The organism is Ruegeria sp. AM4 (assembly GCF_056540665.1).
In genome coordinates, this window is the sequence record NZ_JBQFXD010000009.1 from 87,338 (window position 1) to 103,874 (window position 16,537).

Consider the following 16,537-nt stretch of genomic DNA (forward strand, 5'->3'; position numbering starts at 1 on the left):
GGGCCGGAATGGGGTTCAGGCAACGGGTGCAGGGATTTGTGGAACATCCGGGTTTTGCACGCTTCATCACGGGTGTGATTCTGGTCAACGCCGTGCTTTTAGGCATGGAAACCGCGCCCAGTCTGATGGAGCGTTTCGGTCCGGCCATCGTTTTCCTCGACGGCATTTGTCTTGCAATCTTTGTGGCCGAGATCGCGATGAAGCTGTTTGCGACCAGGCACCGGTTCTTCACCAATGGCTGGAATGTCTTTGATTTCATCATCGTTGGTATCGCGCTGATCCCGGGTGGAGGAGGGCTGTCGGTTCTGCGGGCGCTGCGTATCCTGCGGGTTTTGCGCGTCATTTCGGTCGCACCGCGGCTGCGCCGGGTGGTCGAAGGTTTCATCTCGGCCTTGCCGGGCATGGCCAGCGTGTTCCTGCTGATGGCGATCCTGTTCTATATCGGCGCGGTGATATCGACCAAGCTGTTCTCGTATTCCTTTCCCGACTGGTTCGGCGATCTGGGCCTGTCGGCCTATACGCTGTTCCAGATCATGACGCTGGAAAGCTGGTCGATGGGCATCGTGCGCCCGGTGATGGAGGTCTACCCCTACGCCTGGTTGTTCTTTGTTCCGTTCATCATGGTAACCACTTTTGCTGTGGTTAACTTGTTGGTCGGTCTGATTGTGAATTCGATGCAGGACGCGCACCATGCCGAGGATGAGGTCAAGACAGATGCCTATCGTGATGAGGTGCTGGAGCGGCTGGAAAGCATCGAACGCCGCATCGTCCAACTGGAGCACAGCAAAAAGTGATTTCAGTTTTTCTGATTTTTGGCATAATGCAGAAAAAAAGAAGCAGGCAGTGAAAACATGGATCGTCGAGCATTTGGATTAGGGGCAATGGCCACGCTGAGCCTTTCGGCATGTGCCTCAGCAAACCCCAGATTTCTCAGCTATAACGGGCCCGAGGTGACCTCGTTGGTCATCAACAAGGGCGCGCGCAAAATGTATCTTCTGCATAACGAGAAGATACTGAAGGAATACAAGGTAGATCTGGGCTTTGCCCCGGCTGGCACCAAAACCCGCAAGGGCGATGGCCGTACTCCCGAAGGCACTTACCTGATCGACCGCCGCAACCCACGAAGCAGGTATCACCTGTCGCTGGGCATTTCCTACCCGAATTCGGATGACCGCGCCAATGCCAAGGCCGCGGGTGTCGATCCCGGTGGGGATATATTTATCCACGGTCAGCCCAATCGCCGTTCGGAACGCAAGCGCGCCAAAAAGACTTCGGATTGGACGGCCGGGTGCATTGCGGTCAAGAATGACGAGATGGAAGAGATTTATTCCATGGTCAACGAAGGCACAGTTATCACCCTTCGTCCCTAGGCGGCTCCCAATCGTCAAACCCGAACTGAACATAGTCGCGCTGGTAGGTTTTTCGCGCCAGCGCTTCGAGCTTGGCGTCGTAGATCTGCGCCAGCGTAAAAGGTGTATCGGGGTCTTCGGGTATCGGTTGCGGCGGATGGCTATGTCCGATCTTCCGCGCCAGATCGGGCAGGGCCGTTGCAAGGTCCTGCTCGCGCAGGATCAGATCGGGCAACGCAAAAGAGGCCATCCCCTCAAGCATCTGCGCCTGCGCACACCACAACCCGTCCACCCGGATCGGGGTCTGGCCGCTGAGGATGCTTTGCAGAAACTCCACAAAGGCCGAAAAAGCAGCATAGTGCTGGTCCCGCGCATAGTTTCCTTCTTCGATCTCGGCAGGGATCGGCAACTTGTACCGGTTGCGCATCATGTTGCGAATCTTGATGTAAGCGCCGGGACCAGTGCTTAGAATCTTCGTGCAGAAAACACTGTGCGCGCGTGCCAACGGATGCCGTAGCACGGTGAACTTTCGGTGCCCTGCATTGGACTGCATCCAGCGTCGCACTTGTTTCTGGCTACGTTCGGTCAACAGATCACCGGGTTTTGCCCCGTCCAGCTCCGCAAGCCATTGCGTAACCGACGCCTCTGGCCCGCCCCGAACTGGCAGATACATCAGCGGCGATCTGGGCGCGCAGACATGGCGCGCGACAGCGGGGCCTCGGCGGGGCTCGAAGTTCGGGACCCGGTGCAGATTGAACCGGTCAAGCCCCGAGACCGCGGCCTCGACATCCTTGGGGTTGCTGACTTTGGACAAGGTAGGCGCGGGGTTCTGACGCCGCAGATGTTGTTCCAACCCCTTCAGTCGCGCGCTGACCCCCAGCCACTTGGCCAAGCCGTTGAGGATATCCAGATCGTTCAGGTCGTCATAGCCGATGTAGAATGGTGTCTGCCCGGTCTTTTGCAGATTGTTCTGAACCCGCAGAAGGAACGCGGTGCGCTGGTTGACCTCATCTGCGAACTCATCGGCGTCAAAGGTGATCTTTTCATCGCGCCGCTGTTTGATATTCACCAGACGCCACTGTTTCGTTGCAACCGCGATCTTCCACGAAATGTAGCTGTCCAGCGGATTGCGCGTCAGAATGATCTTGGCACAGCGGGGGTTTTCCAATGCGGGCTCCAAGACCCTTGGATCATGGGTGCTGAAGAACCGGAAACCGTTCAACTCACCCGGTGCGTCGCGGATCGCGTCGATCAGCGCCTGCGGATCGGGGTCGCGGGTTTCGGGGGTAAAGCCCAGCATCTCAGAGAGTTTTGGCAGGCCGACGAAGTAAGGATTGAACGCCTCGCCAAAGCAGCTGACACCGTTCAGCGCATTCAGGTGCTGTTCCAAAAGGTTCGAACCTGTGCGCATATCCGCCAGCACGATGAAATAGTCGAAATCCGGTGTCATCGCGCCTTATTTCACAAGATAGGGTTTGCGGAACGGTTTGCTCTGCGCGCCAAACACATCATCAACCGGAAAGTCCCCCATCAGATAGGGGTGCATCCCCTGGTTCTTCAGGTTTTGCAAAAATTTACCGAACCCGGTCAAATCCACCATTGTCGGCGCTTCGGTCACATGGCTGGGCTGTGACGTACCGATATTGTCGATCACGGTCTGCAGAGGTTCCATCGGAGCTTCGACGAATTCTGCCATTGACCAGATACGGATGTCAGCCTTGTCGCTTAGCGTGCTGAGCGTCTTTAACTGTTTGGTTTCAATCTGTTGCAAACGCGCGGCTTCGGCGCGGATGTCGGCAAAGTTCAGGTTCGACCGGAACAACGAAACCGCCCAGGCACCGGTAATGACCGAGATCTGAGCGTTCTTGTCACGCGCAAAAAACGCGTTGATCTTCTGACAATCCGCCGGTCCGTACTGGAAACACTGACGCTCGCCCCGGGTGTTCCAGATCAGGTTGGTTAGGAACGCTTGCGGATTATAGTCGCGCAAGGTGGCACAATCGCTTAGCGCACCGTTCAGCATGGTTTCATTGTCGGCAAACATCGCACGATCCGGCGCGAAGAGGTGACCATGGACGCGGGCACCGGTGGCGTTGGTCAGCCATGGTTCAAAATCCTCGAACAATTCCGAGAATCCCTGAAGAACCGAGTAGGGGTGGGCCGTCAGGCCGCAACCGGTGTTTGTATGGGGAAACCGGCTTTGATTGTACAATCCGTCCCGACCGCGAATGCGCCGCTCGACGGCCTTGGCGAACAGCCGGTCGATTTTGCCCGGATTGGGTTCGGCTGGCTTCATGGCACCAGCCTGTGTTGTTAAGAACGCCTGATACAACCTGTCAGCACCCGGCCAAACCTTGCGTGCGACAAAACAATCAGAGCGGCGCAGCACCTGCAGGTGATCGTCGTAGAACATATGCGGCCGCCCCTGATAGTCGAATTTCGACAGGGTCAGTGACCGGCTTTCGATATGGGTGGAATACAACCGCGCCAGCGTTTGAAAATAGCTTTCATCGGGTATCCAGACCTTCTGGAAATAGCGATCGTAAACCTTGCGCTTGGGGTCTTGCAGGATTGCCGACAGGGTTTGCCGCGTCAGGCACCACCATTGGCTGCCCATATGAGGAACCAGCCCCTCGGGGATCGAGCGGCGGATGCCCAGCACCCGTTGCAGTCGCACATAGGTGTCAAACAGCCTGCGGTGTTTGCGCCATGAAAATGGAAACCGAAGGGTAAAGCGTTCAAGATCCAGACCGCCGATAGTCCAGGTCACGTCGCGGGTGGTTGCGCTTTCGATGAAATCGACGCGTTCCCGATCGGCCAGGTACCGGATCAGATCCTCGACAGGCCGCAAGGGCAGACACGCGCCCGAAGACAGATAGACATGTCGCACGTCAGGAAACCGGTCCAGCAACAGACCAGCAGCCGACTGTGAGGCCGCGACGATGCCCCACCGCCCCCAATCGCAGACATGACGTTCCGAAAACTGGATGAGTGGATCATCCGCGCAGCTGTTCACGAAGCGGGTATATTCGGGTTTGGGCACCTTGCGATCCACATGGATCACCACGGGGCACCCGGAAGCGGTCCAGTGGCGGGCCACCTGCTCGACCCGGTCCAGCGCCGTATGAACCAGCATGACGATGCCCAGGCTGCTCATGCCCAGTTTCCCTTGGACATAAGCCCCAGAATTTCAAGCTGTCGCCAGTTGATGTATTTCTCGGACCACTTGTTCCAGAAAACCGGCCGCGTCTCAAGCTGCTGGGCATAGGCGCGATATTCACCCGATGCGCGGTAATGCTGACCGCGCGCCATCTCTTCTCGGGCCTTGTCGCCCAGGGTGTCGATCAGCTTGGCGTGTAACAGCGCGCCGCTCGTTTTTTCGCCACCCTTCTGTTCATAGACCTGATTCAACCCTCGCGGCAGCAGCGCGTGGGTCGAACTGACATAGGTGTAGCGCCGGTTCCACTTGACCAATGGGATCTTGTTGAGCGCCGGAGCGGTTTTCGGAGAGTCCTGGAAAAACACGCGACTGCGCGGGCCGCCTTGTATCCAAAGATTTCCGTAGGCCGGATTGCGCGAGATCATGTAGTTCCCGGCATCAAACCACGGCGCAATCTCGAACGGGTCCTGCCCCTCGTGATAAGGTGTCTCCTCGATCGGGCCGCGGGGGTACATATCAATCAGCATGGTGCCGAAGCTGCGAACGCCGGTATCGTCCAACCAATCTGTCAGAGCCCCGATGGGCCGGGTGTCGCAGAACGGGTAGACAAAGAACTCGTCAGGGTCGACGGTCAGAACCCAATGACCATGGGCATGGCTGCGCAACAGATAGTTGACCCAATCAACCCCGAATGTGGCCCGCTTGTAGCTTGCCCTGGCCCGCCAGAGCGAGACATCCGTCTGCTGCGCCAGAAACTCGGCGGAGCCGTCATCGCTGTTGTTGTCGACGAACAGAAAATGCCTGACCCCCAGCTTGCGGTAATAGTCCAGAAAATAGGGCAGGCGGATTTTCTCGTTGCGAATGACGCTGGTCAAAAGCACGTCATTTCGGCGGATTGCAGATGTATTGTTTCTGACCGACACCAGTTCGCGCCGTTTTCGGATACAACGCAAAAGACGGCGCTTGCGCCGCAATCTCATGCGATAGGAATCCAAAAGGCTCACGCGACTGCCCTACCCTTTTTACGCGAGCTTGCCCGGAAAGTGGCTGATAGCTGAGTGGTGCCGGACAATTAACGTTTTATGACATCTTTGCACTTTGCGAGGCAACGGGTTTAAATCCGGTATACTTCCCCCCTGCGGCGCTTTGGCATCAGACAGAGTCAACGTCACCCGCTTGCATCAGGCCCAATTCGACCAGTTGCGCCCAGCCTTCGAACCGAACCGAGCTCGGTGTCCAAAAATCGGGCGCGTCGATGATGCCGTCGTAATATGACCGGAACCTTTCGGCGTCGTGAAAATGCTGCCTTCGGGTCTTTTCGACGCGGGATTTCTCGGTGACCTCGGGCAGGAACTTTGTGTGCAGCAACACGCCTGACAGCGCGCTGCCCCCAGGTCCGTCATAACAATAGTTCAGGTGACGAGGCAGCGCTGAATGGCACGAATTCACATAAGCAAAGCCAGCCGACCACCGCGCAAGCGGGATTTTGTTCAGAGTTGGCGAGCGGACCGGGCTGTCTTGGAAAAAGACCCGTTCTCGCACACCGCCCTGCACCCAGAGGTTGCCTAAAGGCTGCTGCCTTTGCGCGCGGTATGGTCCGCTGTCGAACCAGCAACACAGTTCCGTCGGGTCTGTTTCTGGATCGTAGAGCTGAGACCCCAGCGGCCCCTTCGGATACATATCCAGCATCAGCGCACCAAATGCCTGCTGCCCGTACGCGTCCAGCTTTCGCGTCAGATCGGTGAGTGATCGGCTTTCGTGATCGGCGTAGATCAACAGTTCATCTGCATCGACCATCAAGGTCCAGTGCCCGCTTCCATAACGCATTTGCAGCCAGGTTATCCAATCCAGTCCAAAGCGTGCTGCACGATAGCTGGCTCCGGTATGCCACAGAGACACATCCGGTTGGTCTTGCAGATACTGGACCGTTCCGTCGTCGCTGTCATTATCGACGATCAGAAAATGCGACACGCCCAAGCGCCGGTAATGGCGAAAGAACCACGGCAATCGGGTGATTTCGTTCCGCATCGTCGAAAAGGCCAGAATGGCGTCGGTGGTGATCTGATCGGTGCGGTCGTGCAGACACGTAAGTTGGCGGCGGCTGCGGAAAGATCGCCACAGCAGCCGTTTACGCTTGAGGCGCAGCTTGTATTTCTGCGTCAAACCCAGTGGTGGCGGGCTTTGACCGGGCGGCGTCACCGCGCGATCACTTCTGATACCCGCCAGATTGATGCCAGCGCCAGGCGTCGGCGATCATAGTCTCTAACGTTGACTTTTCCGGCGCCCAACCCAGCTCGCGCCCGGCCCGTGTGGACCCGGACACCAGACGGGTGCAATCCCCCGCCCGGCGTGGCCCGATGTCGTAGGGAACCGCCCGGTTGGTTACGGTGCGCGACTTCTCGATGACCTCCATCACCGAAAATCCCGAGCCGGTGCCAAGGTTGAACACGCGGCTACCCTTGTCCTGTTCCAGCCAGTTCAGGCCGAGCAGATGCGCGTCCACCAGATCGCAGACATGGACATAGTCGCGAATGCAGGTGCCATCGGGCGTGTCGTAGTCGGTGCCAAAAACCGTCAGCCCGTCGCGTTTGCCGTCGATTGCGTCCAGCATCAGCGGCACAAGATGGGTCTCGGGCTGGTGAAACTCACCCACTTCGCTGTCGGGGTCGGCTCCGGCCACGTTGAAATATCGGAAGATCACGTGCTTCAACCCATGCGCCGCGTCGAAGTCGCGCAAAATGTCCTCGATGGCGCGTTTCGAAGCGCCATAGGCATTCAGGGGCAATTGCGGTGTGTCCTCGTCCAGCACCACATTGTCATGTTCGCCATAGGTTGCGCAGGTCGAGGAAAACACAAAGTTCAAACACCCCGCCGCGACGGCGGCTTCTATCAGCGTCAGCGACCCGGTGACATTGTTCGACCAATAGCTGCCGGGTTCGGCCATCGCCTCGCCAACCTGGCTAAGCGCAGCGAAATGCATCACAGCGGCAGGGGTGTATTTGGCAAAAACCGCGTCCAGCCGCGCCCGATCTCGCAAATCGCCCTGTTCGAACGGGCCGAATTTTACCGCATCGCGCCAGCCGGTGACCAGATTGTCATAGGTAACCGGCGTGTACCCGGCCTGCGCCAGAGCCTTACAGGCATGCGAGCCGATATAGCCTGCGCCTCCGGTAACAAGTACAGTGGTCATTCCAGCCCCATCGCGGCCATCATCTCTTCGATCTTGTCGACATCCTGCGGGTTGTTCAGCTCCCAGAACTGGCGGCCCTTGGCTTCGACTTCGACGCACAAGACCTTGCGACCATTCTCCATGAACCGAAGCTGCTCCAGCCCCTCCAGGGTTTCCAGCGGACCAATGGTCCAATCGGGATAGGCAGCAAGGGCGTCGGGCCGATAGGCATAGACGCCAACATGATGAAAGACCGGTGTCTGAGCGGCACTGTCATAGGTTTCAGCCGTGAACGGGATCACCTCTTTCGAGAAATAAAGCGCGCTGTGATCGTTGCCGAACACCGCCGTTGTCCCCCCGACGCGGCCATGTTTACGATCGTTCAGCAGCCCGTTTAGCGCATCACCGTCGCAACGCAGAACCGGTGTGGCGACACCGGCGTCAGGTGCGGCGCGCAAGCCCGCGATCAGGTCTTCGATAAACCAATGCGGGGTCAGCGGCGCATCGCCTTGAAGATTCACCACAATGTCGTGCCCGCCGCCCAGTGCGGCGTGGGTTTCGGCGCAACGTTCAGTGCCATTTCGGCAGGTGTCTGAGGTCATGACGACCTCTGCCCCGAACCCTTCGGACATGTCGTGGATGCGGTCGTCATCGGTTGCGACCACCACGCGATCGACGCCGGACACGGACATCGCGGCGCGCCAGGACCGTTCGATCAATGTCATCGTTTTTCCTGTTGCCCCGGTCAGCGGCACAAGCGGCTTGCCCGGATAGCGGGTCGAGGCGTATCGGGCTGGAATGGCGATCAGTACGGACATCAGGCTTCCTTCAACTCAACACCCGGAGCGTAGGCGATAAAGAACGGATTTGCATAGCCATCCTTGCCGTATTTCAGCGGCGTATGGTCATCAAAACGCACCACCTTGCCGCCAGCACCAGCCAAAACCGCGTGCCCGGCGGCAGTGTCCCATTCCATTGTGCGGCCGACGCGCGGATACAGATCGGCTTCGCCGGTGGCGACGAGACAGAATTTCAATGACGACCCGGCGCTTTTGCTGTCACGCTGTTGATATTTGTCGATGTAATCCTCGGTCGCCTGATCCCGATGCGACTTGGAGGCGACAATCATTAACGCGGAATTGTCAGGTTTAGAGACTGATATCGGCGTCAGGTCTCCGGTCTGGTCTTTGTCTAGCGCGCCGGTCTCCTCGACCGATTGGCCATCGGGCAGCGTATAGAACATACGTCCCCGCGCCGGCGCATAAACCACGCCGCGCGTTGGTACGCCGTTCTCGACCAGCGCGATGTTGACCGTAAAATCCCCGCGCCGGTTGATGAATTCCTTGGTTCCGTCCAGCGGATCAACGATCAGGAAAGTATCGCCTTTTTCGGAGTGCGAGGCGGCCTGTTCCTCGGTCACGAGCAATATATCGGGAAAAGCCGCACGCAGTCCTTCGGAAATCAGTGCGTCAGCGGCTTCATCCGCTTCGGTCACCGGGCTGGCATCGGATTTGACCTTCACCTCAAAATCATCTGCATTGTAGATTTGCATGATGGTGTCCCCGGCCTGCAAGGCCAGGCGTCTGAGGACAGGGATAAGCGCGTCGTAAGTCACAAAAATGATCCGATCTTGTGGTTTGTTGATCCAAATTCCTGACGGCCTTATGCTGCGCCGGATACGGAACGGCAAGAATTTCGTGTCAGATTGACGGTGATGCAGCAGGAAAGAGTGAACGCGTGTTCCAGTATAAACGAAATCAGACCTTGCTGGGCGGGGCCTTCACCACCGCGGAACTGATCTTTCATGCTGTGGTGCGAAACATCCGGTCGCAGCATACCAACGCGGTGGTCGCGATCTTCATCAACATTATTCAGGTCATCCTGATCGTGTCGGTGTTCTACTTTCTTCTTTCCCTGATGGGCACGCGCGTCGCCAAGATCAGGGGTGAGTTTGTACTGTTTCTGCTGTCCGGCGTGTTTCTGTTTCTGACCCACATCAAATCGGTTGGTGCCATCGCAGGCGCGGGGTCCGGGAACAACCCGATGATGCTGCATTCGCCGATGAACCGGATTGTTATGCTGGTGGCAGCTGCCTTCGGGATCTTTTACACCCAGCTGGTTTCGATCCTCGTGATCCTGTTCGTCTACAGCGTTACGGTGTCGCCGTTGGTGATTCAGCAGCCAGGTGGAGCTTTCGCAATGCTGGCTCTATCGTGGTTTACTGGCTGCTCGGTCGGGTTGGTGTTTCTGGCGATTCAGCCCTGGTTTCCGCGCCTGGCCTCGGTTCTTAGCCTTGTCTATCGCCGGTTGAACATGATCTTTTCCGGAAAAATGTTCGTTGCCAATGCGTTGGGCGGTTTCATGTTGACGATGTTCGCCTGGAACCCGTTGTTTCATATCATCGATCAATGCCGGGGCTTTGTGTTCCGCAACTATTTCCCGCGCAACACAAGTTGGGAATATGCGCTATGGGTTGGCATTATCCTGACCATGATCGGACTGATGGCGGAGTTCTATACTCGCAAGCAGGTGTCGAAAAGCTGGGGCGCCCGTCGCTAGGTTGCAACCCGCAGCGTCAGGTTGATGCGTCCACCTTTAGGCAACAGTCGCGAGGACCCGAACCGGATGCGGTCAACACCATGATAGGCCAGCCGGGCCGGGCCGCCCATGATCACCACATCACCCGAGTTCAGCCAGATCGACTCGGTCTTGCCGCCTCGTGTCGTGTTGCCGATGCGAAACAACGCGTCATCGCCCAGCGAGACCGAGACGACAGGCCACGAAAAATCCGCCTCATCCTTGTCTTGGTGCAGGCCCATTTTTGTGCCTTCGCCATAATAATTGATCAAACAGCAATCCGGCGCACGGTCAGCGCCTGTCAGATCACGCCAGATGGTCAGGATCTCGCCCGGAATAGCGGGCCAGACCCCGCCTTTTGGATGGTTTACCTGATACCGATACCCAGCCGTGTCCGACACCCAACCCAAATCACCGGCCGAGGTCATGCGCACCGACATCTTCTTTCCCGACGGTGTGGTTGGGTGGAACAGGGGCGCTGATTTCAGAATCGGACGCAGACCCTCGATCAGAGCTGCCTGAGCATCCGCATCAAGATAGGCTTTGCGGATATCGAAACCGCGCAAAAGCAGCCGTGTCATCGCGGAATCCCCATTCCTTACCAAATCCTTGCCAAAAAAGGTCTCAGAATCCTGAAAACCTGCATTTCTGAACGCTTGCAGGCCTCTGGTCACGCCCTTATATACGCCTCGACGCGCGATGGTGTAGAGCCATTCGTGCAAAACAGATCGGGGCAGGGATGCCATAACGGGTCCCGGCCTCGGGACATCGCCTTGAAGAGAAAGGGATTGCAAAAATGGGAAAAGTAATCGGGATTGACCTCGGCACCACAAACTCGTGTGTGGCCATCATGGATGGCTCGCAGCCGAAGGTCATCGAAAACGCCGAAGGGGCGCGGACCACGCCCTCGATCGTCGCCTTCACCGAAGATGAGCGACTGGTCGGTCAGCCTGCAAAACGTCAGGCGGTCACCAACCCCGACAACACGATCTTTGGCGTCAAGCGTCTGATCGGCCGTCGTGTGGATGATGCCGAAGTCGAAAAAGACAAGAAAATGGTGCCGTACGCCATCGTCGATGGCGGCAATGGCGACGCGTGGGTTGAAGCCCGCGGTGAGAAATACTCCCCAAGCCAGATCTCGGCCTTCACTCTGGGCAAGATGAAGGAAACCGCCGAGAGCTATCTGGGTGAGGACGTCACGCAAGCGGTTATCACCGTTCCGGCATACTTCAACGACGCACAGCGTCAGGCCACCAAAGACGCCGGTAAAATCGCCGGTCTGGAAGTGCTGCGGATCATCAACGAACCGACAGCGGCTGCGCTGGCCTATGGTCTGGACAAGGAAGAAACCCAAACCATCGCGGTCTATGACCTTGGTGGCGGTACATTCGACGTGACCATTCTGGAAATCGACGACGGATTGTTCGAGGTCAAATCGACCAACGGCGACACCTTCCTGGGTGGTGAAGACTTTGACATGCGCATCGTCAACTACCTTGCGGATGAGTTCAAAAAGGAACACGGCGTCGATCTGTCTGCGGACAAGATGGCCCTGCAGCGTCTAAAAGAAGCTGCCGAGAAAGCCAAGATCGAACTCAGCTCGACCTCGCAGACCGAAATCAACCAGCCGTTCATCTCGATGGGTTCGAACGGTCAGCCGCTGCACATGGTCATGAAACTGACCCGTGCCAAACTGGAATCGCTGGTTGCGGACCTGATCAAAAGGTCGATGAAGCCCTGCCAGGCCGCTCTGAAAGACGCGGGCCTGTCGGCTGGCGACGTGGACGAGGTTGTTCTGGTCGGTGGTATGACCCGGATGCCGAAAGTGATCGAAGAGGTCACCAAGTTCTTCGGCAAAGAGCCGCACAAAGGTGTGAACCCGGACGAAGTGGTCGCCATGGGCGCCGCCATTCAGGCCGGTGTTCTGCAGGGCGACGTCAAAGACGTTGTTCTGCTGGATGTAACGCCGCTGTCGCTGGGCATCGAAACGCTGGGTGGCGTGTTCACCCGTTTGATCGACCGCAACACCACGATCCCGACCAAGAAGTCTCAGGTCTTCTCTACCGCCGAGGACAACCAGAACGCCGTAACCATCCGCGTGTTCCAGGGTGAACGTGAAATGGCTGCGGACAACAAGATCCTGGGTCAGTTCAACCTCGAAGACATCCCGCCCGCACCGCGCGGCATGCCTCAGATCGAGGTGACTTTTGACATCGACGCCAACGGCATCGTCTCGGTTTCGGCCAAGGACAAGGGCACCGGCAAAGAGCAGAAGATCACCATCCAGGCGTCTGGCGGTCTGTCGGATGACGACATCGAAAAGATGGTCAAGGATGCCGAGGAAAACGCCGAGGCAGACAAGGCCCGCAAAGAGCTGGTCGAAGCCAAAAACCAGGCCGAAAGCCTTGTCCACGCGACCGAGAAATCGATCGAGGAACATGGCGACAAGGTCGACCCGTCGACCGTCGAAGCGATCGAACTGGCCGTTGCCGCGCTCAAGGATGAGCTGGAATCGGACAATGCCGACAAGATCAAGTCGGGTATCCAGAACGTGACCGAGGCAGCCATGAAGCTGGGCGAAGCTATCTACAAGGCGCAAGCGGAAGAGGGCGAAGAAGAGCCCGCAGCCGCGGACGAAGCGCCGGGTGAAGATGACATCGTCGACGCCGAGTTCGAAGATCTGGACGACGACAAGCGTAACTAACGGGTAACCGGGCCAATTCGGGCCGGTCCGGTTGCCGGGCCGGCCCGAACACGTTGAGGCATAAGGAAATACGGATGTCAAAACGCGACTATTACGAAGTGCTCGGCGTGTCCAAGGGCGCTTCGGCGGATGAGATCAAGAAGGGTTTTCGCAAGAAAGCCAAGGAACTGCATCCCGATCGCAACAAGGACAATCCGGATGCCGAGGCGCAGTTCAAAGAGGCCAACGAGGCCTATGACGTCCTGCGCGATGCCGACAAAAAGGCAGCCTATGACCGCTTTGGTCATGCCGCGTTTGAAAACGGCATGGGTGGCGGTGGACGCCCCGGTGGCGGTTTTGGCGGTCAGGGCGATTTCTCAAGCGCGTTCTCGGATGTGTTCGACGACCTGTTCGGCGACTTCATGGGTGGTCAGCGCGGGGGTGGCGGCGGACGCCGCGCCGCGCGCGGATCGGATCTGCGCTATAACCTGCGGGTATCCCTGGAAGAAGCCTTTGGCGGGTTACAAAAAACCATCAACGTCCCAACTGCCGTTGCTTGTTCGTCTTGCGAGGGCACCGGGGCCGAAGGCGGGGTTGAACCCACAACCTGCCCAACCTGTTCCGGCATGGGCAAGGTCCGCGCACAGCAGGGTTTCTTTACTGTCGAACGTACCTGCCCGACGTGTTCGGGCCTCGGCCAGATCATCAAGAACCCGTGCAAATCCTGCCAGGGTTCGGGCCGCGTCGAAAAAGAGCGCGCTCTGTCGGTGAACATTCCCGCCGGCGTCGAAACCGGAACCCGAATTCGTCTGGCGGGCGAAGGCGAGGCTGGCATGCGCGGTGGCCCTCCGGGCGATCTCTATATCTTTGTTGAGGTCTCGGAACACAAGCTGTTCGAACGTGACAGCGTGAACCTGTACTGCCGCGTGCCGGTCAGCATGGCCAAGGCGGCGCTGGGCGGATCGATCGAAGTTCCAACCATTGATGGTGGCCGTGGGCGCATTCAGATCCCCGCAGGCAGCCAGTCCGGCCGTCAGATGCGTCTGCGTGGCAAAGGCATGCCCGCCCTGCGCGGTGGTGGCATCGGGGACATGTTCATAGAACTGGCGGTGGAAACCCCGGTCAATCTGACCAGCCGTCAGAAAGAGCTGTTGAAAGAGTTTGAAGATCTGGGAGAGGACAACCATCCGGAATCAAAAAGCTTTTTCTCCTCGGTCAAATCCTTCTGGGATGGCATGAAGGGCTGATTGACCTCGCAGGCTGGGGGCACTGCCCCCCCGCAGCAAGCGGCGACTTCCCCCAGGATATCTCTAGCCAGAGGAAGCAGAGGATCCGCTCTTCATCTGGCTAAGAACACCCCTGAACGTGAGACAGAGCCTCGCTAATGCCCAGAAAGCGCATGCGCGATCTGGCGCTATTTCGAGGCCAAGACTGGCATTAACTGGCCATGTTTCTTTCTTGATTTCTGATGCTGCCTCTGAGATTGTGCGCCGCAACCGTTGGGGTGCCTAGATCAAGGGCTGAGAGGCGCGGACGCGCTAACCCATCGAACCTGATCCGGGCAATTCCGGCGGAGGGAACGGTGTTTGACACACAAACGTTTTCCAGTCCCGCGTTGCTCAAAACAGTTGGAGCAACCAGATGACCCATATCGCCTTGACGATTGCGGGATCCGACAGCGGCGGCGGCGCCGGTATTCAGGCCGATCTCAAGGCGATGTCTGCGCTGGGTGTTTTTGGCGCCAGCGTCATAACGGCTGTGACCGCGCAGAACACGCGGGCAGTGACAGCGGTACATGGAATACCGCCAGAGGTGATTGCAGCGCAGATCGATGCGGTTCTGACGGATCTGAATGTCGGCGCCATCAAGATCGGTATGCTGGCGACGCCAGAGATCATTCAGACAGTTGCGGAAAGTCTGAACGGCTTTGATGGCCCTGTTGTGCTTGATCCGGTGATGGTTGCAAAATCCGGTGACGCTCTGCTGCAACAGGATGCCATCCAGACCCTGCGCGACGTGCTATTGCCCCGCGCAACGGTTCTGACCCCGAACTTGCCCGAAGCGGCTTGCCTGCTTGGTGGGCCAACAGCGGGTACAGCTTCGGAAATGGCCGAACAGGGGCGCGCGCTGTGCGCGCTTGGTGCCCAGGCTGTTCTGATGAAGGGCGGTCATGCAAGCGGCGCGGTGTGCCATGATCTGCTGATCGACGCCTCTGGCGAAATTGGCGATTTCAAAGCGCCGCGCAGCGACACCAGGAACACCCATGGCACAGGTTGCACGCTATCCTCGGCGATCGCGGCCGGCTTGGCCAGCGGATTGGACCTGTTGGCGGCAGTCGCGCAGGCGCATGAGTATCTGCAAGGGGCCATCACACGGGCGGATGAGCTTGACATCGGCAGCGGACACGGCCCGGTACATCATTTCCATCAGGTCTGGTCCGCATGAGCGACTGGACCGTCATAGGCGCCGGAGTTGCCGGTCTGGCTGTGGCCACCGAGCTGGTTCAGCGTGGTGCCTCGGTCACCGTGTATGATACCGAGGGTTTACCCGGCGCGCACGGATGTTCCTGGTGGGCGGGTGGCATGTTGGCTCCGTGGTGCGAATTCGAGAATGCCGAAGAACCGGTTCTGCGCCTCGGTCAGCAGGCCATTGCCTGGTGGGCGGACAAGACCGAAGTTTTGCATCATGGCACGTTGGTTGTCGCCAACAAGCGCGACCTCCCCGATCTGCGCCGCTTTGCCCGCAGAACCGAGGGGTTTTGCGAGACAGAGTCTGCGGAAATAGCCAATTTAGAGCCTGATCTAATCGGATTCGCCAAGGGGCTGTATTTCCGGGACGAGGCGCATCTGAACCCGCGAAAGGCGCTGCATGATCTGTGCCGAGGACTGGGTGAACACGGGGTGGAAATCGTCCGCCAGCCCGCGCCAACCGGTCTTGGCAACACCGTCGATTGCCGCGGGCTGGTTGCGCGTGACGTGTTGCCCGACCTGCGCGGCGTCAAGGGCGAGATGCTGGTGATCCGCTGCCCCGATGTGACGCTGACCCGCCCCGTGCGGCTGCTGCATCCGCGTATGCCTCTGTATGTCGTACCGCGGGGTGACGGCGTCTACATGCTGGGGGCGACGATGATCGAATCCGAGGATCGGACACGGATCACCGCCCGGTCCATGCTGGAAATGCTCAGTGCCGCCTATGCGCTGAACCCCGCTTTTGGTGAGGCCGAGGTGTTGGAGATTGGCGTCGATCTGCGCCCGGCCTTTCCCGACAACCTGCCGCGTATCCGGCGGCGCGGGCAGGTGATTTACGCAAATGGCCTCTATCGCCACGGTTATCTGCTGGCACCTGCGCTTGCACAGGGGGTCGCCAACCTGGCGCTTGAAAACAAACATTCGGAGTTGGTCGATGAAGATCATACTTAACGGCGAACCGCGCACGGTTGAGGCGACGACGCTGGCCGAGTTGTTGGCCGAATGCGGTCTTACCGGCCGCGTTGCTACGGCTGTGAACGAGGAGTTCGTGCCCTCCAGCCTACGCATAGCCTGTCAATTGAACGACGGCGACCGGATCGAGGTTCTATCACCAATGCAGGGGGGCTGACG

At 58.3% G+C, this 16,537-nt stretch carries 16 protein-coding genes and 1 riboswitch; of the genes, 8 read left to right on the top strand and 8 right to left on the bottom strand.

Annotated features, from left to right (window positions below; all coding sequences use genetic code 11):
• Positions 1 to 8 precede the first annotated feature (8 nt).
• Both ACR0JA_RS16430 and ACR0JA_RS16435 read left to right on the top strand, forming a co-directional pair.
• Positions 9 to 794 (top strand): ion transporter, encoded by a 786-nt coding sequence (locus tag ACR0JA_RS16430; protein ID WP_480577425.1) that lies wholly within the window; start codon positions 9 to 11, stop codon positions 792 to 794.
• Positions 795 to 851: 57 nt separating this feature from the next.
• Positions 852 to 1,370 (top strand): L,D-transpeptidase family protein, encoded by a 519-nt coding sequence (locus ACR0JA_RS16435; RefSeq protein WP_480577176.1) that lies wholly within the window; start codon positions 852 to 854, stop codon positions 1,368 to 1,370.
• Here ACR0JA_RS16435 and ACR0JA_RS16440 read toward each other — a convergent pair.
• The 7 genes from ACR0JA_RS16440 to cysQ form a co-directional block, all read right to left on the bottom strand.
• Positions 1,354 to 2,799, bottom strand: a complete 1,446-nt coding sequence (locus ACR0JA_RS16440) for a nodulation protein NodH (protein WP_480577179.1) — start codon at positions 2,797 to 2,799, stop codon at positions 1,354 to 1,356. The two genes, ACR0JA_RS16435 and ACR0JA_RS16440, sit on opposite strands and share 17 nt — an antisense overlap.
• 6 nt (positions 2,800 to 2,805) lie before the next feature.
• A complete protein-coding gene (locus ACR0JA_RS16445; RefSeq protein WP_480577182.1) occupies positions 2,806 to 4,506 on the bottom strand; it encodes a DUF5927 domain-containing protein in 1,701 nt (566 codons plus the stop codon).
• Positions 4,503 to 5,489 (bottom strand): glycosyltransferase family 2 protein, encoded by a 987-nt coding sequence (locus ACR0JA_RS16450; RefSeq protein ID WP_480577427.1) that lies wholly within the window; start codon positions 5,487 to 5,489, stop codon positions 4,503 to 4,505. The genes ACR0JA_RS16445 and ACR0JA_RS16450 overlap by 4 nt, the downstream gene beginning before the upstream one ends.
• Positions 5,490 to 5,661: 172 nt before the next feature.
• On the bottom strand, positions 5,662 to 6,708 hold the full coding sequence (locus tag ACR0JA_RS16455; protein WP_480577185.1) for a glycosyltransferase family 2 protein: 1,047 nt from the start codon (positions 6,706 to 6,708) through the stop codon (positions 5,662 to 5,664).
• A 7-nt stretch (positions 6,709 to 6,715) separates the two neighbouring features.
• On the bottom strand, positions 6,716 to 7,699 hold the full coding sequence (galE, locus tag ACR0JA_RS16460; RefSeq protein WP_480577188.1) for a UDP-glucose 4-epimerase GalE: 984 nt from the start codon (positions 7,697 to 7,699) through the stop codon (positions 6,716 to 6,718).
• Complete coding sequence (locus ACR0JA_RS16465; RefSeq protein ID WP_480577191.1) at positions 7,696 to 8,496, bottom strand: 3-deoxy-manno-octulosonate cytidylyltransferase family protein; 801 nt, start codon at positions 8,494 to 8,496, stop codon at positions 7,696 to 7,698. The genes galE and ACR0JA_RS16465 overlap by 4 nt, the downstream gene beginning before the upstream one ends.
• Positions 8,496 to 9,293: a 3'(2'),5'-bisphosphate nucleotidase CysQ gene (gene cysQ, locus ACR0JA_RS16470; protein ID WP_480577194.1), complete on the bottom strand. Its 798-nt coding sequence runs from the start codon at positions 9,291 to 9,293 to the stop codon at positions 8,496 to 8,498. The genes ACR0JA_RS16465 and cysQ overlap by 1 nt, the downstream gene beginning before the upstream one ends.
• Positions 9,294 to 9,415: 122 nt before the next feature.
• Here cysQ and ACR0JA_RS16475 point away from each other — a divergent pair, with 122 nt between their 5' ends.
• Positions 9,416 to 10,237, top strand: coding sequence for an ABC transporter permease (locus ACR0JA_RS16475; protein WP_480577197.1), 822 nt, complete (start codon positions 9,416 to 9,418; stop codon positions 10,235 to 10,237).
• On the opposite strand, the gene ACR0JA_RS16480 is transcribed toward ACR0JA_RS16475, so the two are convergent.
• Positions 10,234 to 10,836 (bottom strand): alpha-ketoglutarate-dependent dioxygenase AlkB family protein, encoded by a 603-nt coding sequence (locus ACR0JA_RS16480; RefSeq protein ID WP_480577200.1) that lies wholly within the window; start codon positions 10,834 to 10,836, stop codon positions 10,234 to 10,236. The two genes, ACR0JA_RS16475 and ACR0JA_RS16480, sit on opposite strands and share 4 nt — an antisense overlap.
• Before the next feature lie 215 nt (positions 10,837 to 11,051).
• Here ACR0JA_RS16480 and dnaK point away from each other — a divergent pair, with 215 nt between their 5' ends.
• The 5 genes from dnaK (at position 11,052) to thiS (ending at position 16,535) form a co-directional block, all read left to right on the top strand.
• Complete coding sequence (gene dnaK / locus ACR0JA_RS16485; protein ID WP_480577203.1) at positions 11,052 to 12,959, top strand: molecular chaperone DnaK; 1,908 nt, start codon at positions 11,052 to 11,054, stop codon at positions 12,957 to 12,959.
• A gap of 74 nt (positions 12,960 to 13,033) precedes the next feature.
• Entirely contained in the window at positions 13,034 to 14,185 is a 1,152-nt protein-coding gene (gene dnaJ / locus ACR0JA_RS16490) for a molecular chaperone DnaJ (protein WP_480577206.1), read from the top strand.
• Between the two features lie 243 nt (positions 14,186 to 14,428).
• Positions 14,429 to 14,534: riboswitch (TPP riboswitch) on the top strand.
• A gap of 45 nt (positions 14,535 to 14,579) precedes the next feature.
• Positions 14,580 to 15,383: a bifunctional hydroxymethylpyrimidine kinase/phosphomethylpyrimidine kinase gene (thiD, locus tag ACR0JA_RS16495; RefSeq protein ID WP_480577209.1), complete on the top strand. Its 804-nt coding sequence runs from the start codon at positions 14,580 to 14,582 to the stop codon at positions 15,381 to 15,383.
• On the top strand, positions 15,380 to 16,357 hold the full coding sequence (locus ACR0JA_RS16500; protein WP_480577212.1) for an FAD-dependent oxidoreductase: 978 nt from the start codon (positions 15,380 to 15,382) through the stop codon (positions 16,355 to 16,357). Before thiD ends, ACR0JA_RS16500 begins: the two co-directional genes overlap by 4 nt.
• On the top strand, positions 16,341 to 16,535 hold the full coding sequence (thiS, locus tag ACR0JA_RS16505; RefSeq protein WP_480577214.1) for a sulfur carrier protein ThiS: 195 nt from the start codon (positions 16,341 to 16,343) through the stop codon (positions 16,533 to 16,535). Before ACR0JA_RS16500 ends, thiS begins: the two co-directional genes overlap by 17 nt.
• The last annotated feature ends 2 nt before the right edge of the window (positions 16,536 to 16,537 follow it).

Excerpts from the sequence above, each read along its gene's own strand:
- ACR0JA_RS16430 (WP_480577425.1), top strand. The coding sequence starts at position 9 with ATGGGGTTCAGGCAACGGGTGCAGGGATTTGTGGAACATCCGGGTTTT.
- ACR0JA_RS16435 (WP_480577176.1), top strand. The coding sequence starts at position 852 with ATGGATCGTCGAGCATTTGGATTAGGGGCAATGGCCACGCTGAGCCTT.
- ACR0JA_RS16440 (WP_480577179.1), bottom strand. The coding sequence starts at position 2,799 with ATGACACCGGATTTCGACTATTTCATCGTGCTGGCGGATATGCGCACA.
- ACR0JA_RS16445 (WP_480577182.1), bottom strand. The coding sequence starts at position 4,506 with ATGAGCAGCCTGGGCATCGTCATGCTGGTTCATACGGCGCTGGACCGG.
- ACR0JA_RS16450 (WP_480577427.1), bottom strand. The coding sequence starts at position 5,489 with ATGAGATTGCGGCGCAAGCGCCGTCTTTTGCGTTGTATCCGAAAACGG.
- galE (WP_480577188.1), bottom strand. The coding sequence starts at position 7,699 with ATGACCACTGTACTTGTTACCGGAGGCGCAGGCTATATCGGCTCGCAT.
- ACR0JA_RS16465 (WP_480577191.1), bottom strand. The coding sequence starts at position 8,496 with ATGTCCGTACTGATCGCCATTCCAGCCCGATACGCCTCGACCCGCTAT.
- ACR0JA_RS16480 (WP_480577200.1), bottom strand. The coding sequence starts at position 10,836 with ATGACACGGCTGCTTTTGCGCGGTTTCGATATCCGCAAAGCCTATCTT.
- dnaK (WP_480577203.1), top strand. The coding sequence starts at position 11,052 with ATGGGAAAAGTAATCGGGATTGACCTCGGCACCACAAACTCGTGTGTG.
- dnaJ (WP_480577206.1), top strand. The coding sequence starts at position 13,034 with ATGTCAAAACGCGACTATTACGAAGTGCTCGGCGTGTCCAAGGGCGCT.
- thiD (WP_480577209.1), top strand. The coding sequence starts at position 14,580 with ATGACCCATATCGCCTTGACGATTGCGGGATCCGACAGCGGCGGCGGC.
- ACR0JA_RS16500 (WP_480577212.1), top strand. The coding sequence starts at position 15,380 with ATGAGCGACTGGACCGTCATAGGCGCCGGAGTTGCCGGTCTGGCTGTG.
- thiS (WP_480577214.1), top strand. The coding sequence starts at position 16,341 with ATGAAGATCATACTTAACGGCGAACCGCGCACGGTTGAGGCGACGACG.